This window comes from Bradyrhizobium sp. 23 (assembly GCF_023073295.1).
In the GTDB taxonomy this organism is placed as follows: domain Bacteria; phylum Pseudomonadota; class Alphaproteobacteria; order Rhizobiales; family Xanthobacteraceae; genus Bradyrhizobium; species Bradyrhizobium canariense_D.
Map to the genome: position 1 here is coordinate 159516 of NZ_JADPJF010000064.1, position 2467 is coordinate 161982.

The window sequence follows — 2467 nt, forward strand, 5'->3', positions numbered from 1 at the left end:
GCGCTGTCGGCTGCGATCAAGGAACTGCTGGGACTTGGCGCCGAGCTCGTGATCGTGTTCGGTGCATCCGCGATCGCCGACCGCCGCGACGTGATCCCTGCGGCCGTGACCGGCATCGGCGGCGAGATCGAGCATTTCGGCATGCCGGTGGATCCCGGCAACCTGCTGCTGATTGCCCGGGCCGGCGCCGTGCCGGTGCTGGGCGCGCCCGGCTGCGCGCGCTCGCCGGTCGAGAACGGCTTTGACTGGGTGCTGATGCGGCTGCTCGCGGGCATCAAGGTGACGCGGTCCGAGCTGATGGGCATGGGTGTTGGCGGCCTCCTGATGGAGATCGTCACGCGCCCGCAGCCGCGCGCAAAACCGGAGATCGAGGGCAACAACCAGGTCGCGGTCATCGTGCTCGCAGCAGGCCGCTCGACCCGGATGGGTGGGCCGAACAAGCTACTGGCCGAGCTCGATGGCAAGAAGCTGGTGCGAATAGCGACCGAGCAGGCGCTGGCCTCCAAGGCGTCCGAGGTGATCGTCGTCACCGGCCATCAGACCGAGCTGATCGAACAAGCCTTGCAGGGCCTGAAGGTGCGTTTTGTCAAAAATCCGGATTTTGCCGGCGGCATCGCAAGCTCGGTCAAGGCGGGCATCGCGGCCGTTCCCGAGGCGTCCGACGGCGCCGTGGTCTGCCTCGGCGACATGCCGCTGATCGACGCCGGCCTGATCGACCGTCTCATCGACGCGTTCGCACCGGACCGCGGCAATCTCATCGTCGTGCCCGTCAGCGAAGGTCGCCGCGGCAACCCTGTGCTGTGGTCGCGCCGCTTCTTCAAGGAGTTGATGACGCTCGACGGCGATGTCGGCGCGCGCCATCTGATCGCCAAGCACACCGAGGCCGTCGCCGAAGTGCCGGTCGACGGCGAGAGCGCCTTCCTCGACATCGACACGCCGCAGGCATTGGAAGCGGCACGGCGGGGATAGCGGTTCGTAGGGTAGGCAAAGGCGCGCAGCGCCGTGCCCACCATCCCTCGACACGGTGGTGTTTGATTGGTAGGCACGCGTCGCTTTGCCACCCTGCGGCACGCCCAGGCCTCAATTCAACGCCCCGTTCACCATCTGGAAACAACCGCCGCTTACAGTCACCTTCACCTGCCTTGGGGGGAGGGGTGTTTTTCCATGGCTTCGAACGTCGTCGCGCGCCGTTGCGCGATGTTTTTCTTTGCGCTGTCCATCTGCATCGCGGGCGCTCGCCATATCACGGATGCGCATGCCGCCGGTGCATTTGCGGTCGGCAAGTGCGGCGCTTACGGCCAGGCCTTTGATTATGGCGCCGAGCACGAAGCCCGTGCGGCGGCGCAGAAGCAGTGCAAGGGCGATTGCACGACCGTGACGATGAAGCGCGCCTGCGCCGCGATGTCGGTCGATCTTTCCAATCCCTGCGGCGCCTATGGCTATGCCGTCAAGCCGAAGATCTCGACCACGCTCAATGCCGCCACGCGCGAATGCTACAAATACGGCGGCAAGGAATGCGTGATCCGCGCCTGGGCCTGCGACGCCAAGGGTTGATTCCTGTTGCAGTCATTCCGATCGTGCGTAGCATCGAATCCGGAATGACAGTCGGGGAGTTGCATGCAGTTCGATACCAAGATCGCCATCGTGATTCGTACCGATCTTCAAGCCTGGCAGAAGCTCAACGTCGCGGCCTTCCTCACCAGCGGCATCGCCGCGGCCTTTCCGGAATGCATCGGCGAGCCCTATGAGGACGCGTCGGGCACGAAATATCACGCGCTGATCGGTCAGCCGATCCTGATCTATGGCGCCGACGGTCCCGCATTGACGCGCGCGCTCGATCGGGCCCTGACGCGCAACGTCAAGCCGGCGGTCTATACCGAGGACATGTTCAAGACCACTCATGATGCCGCCAACCGCGAGGTGGTGAGGGCAGTGGCGCGCACCGATCTCAATCTCGTCGGTCTCGCGATGCGCGCGGAGCGCAAGGTGATCGACAAGATCGTCGACGGGTTGAAGTTTCATAGTTGACGTGAACGCGCGCGGTCTTGCGCGCGCTTCCACCTGCGATGCCTCACCCCGGCGGCATGCCCGCGAATTTGGGCAGGTCAGGGTCAAGACGATCCCAGTGATGTCCGCGCGCGGCGAAAGTGACCGCCTGCGGCTTGTAGCGGGCGGGCTCGTCGAGGCTTGCGGCGCGGATCGTGAAGACGTCGGGCTGTGCCGCGAAGGTCATGTACACAGGCACGCCGCACTGTGTGCAGAAACCGCGCGTCTTCACGTTGCCGCTGTTGGCGACCATGTCCCAATGCTTTGCCTCGCCCGTCACCGTGACGCCGTCGCGTGCGAATGTCATGTACGAGCCGTGGGCGCTGCCGCTTTCGCGCTGGCAGTCCCGGCACTGGCAGTGATTGCTGAACAGCGGCTCACCGGCAATCGAATAGCGGATCGCGCCGCAGGCGCAGCCGCC

The 2467-nt window shown here is 65.1% G+C and carries 4 protein-coding genes; 3 read left to right on the plus strand and 1 reads right to left on the minus strand.

From position 1 onward, the window contains the following. The 3 genes from IVB32_RS15830 to IVB32_RS15840 form a co-directional block, all read left to right on the plus strand. Positions 1-969: NTP transferase domain-containing protein (locus tag IVB32_RS15830; RefSeq protein WP_247410710.1), on the plus strand; the 969-nt coding region annotated here is incomplete at its 5' end. Between the two features lie 195 nt (positions 970-1164). Continuing rightward, entirely contained in the window at positions 1165-1554 is a 390-nt protein-coding gene (locus IVB32_RS15835) for a DUF4189 domain-containing protein (RefSeq protein WP_247410712.1), read from the plus strand. Between the two features lie 63 nt (positions 1555-1617). Continuing rightward, positions 1618-2028: a DUF2000 family protein gene (locus tag IVB32_RS15840; RefSeq protein WP_018455589.1), complete on the plus strand. Its 411-nt coding sequence runs from the start codon at positions 1618-1620 to the stop codon at positions 2026-2028. Between the two features lie 43 nt (positions 2029-2071). Here the strand turns inward: IVB32_RS15840 and IVB32_RS15845 are convergent. Continuing rightward, a partial coding sequence (locus tag IVB32_RS15845; RefSeq protein WP_247410713.1) for a GFA family protein occupies positions 2072-2467 on the minus strand: 396 nt, incomplete at its 5' end.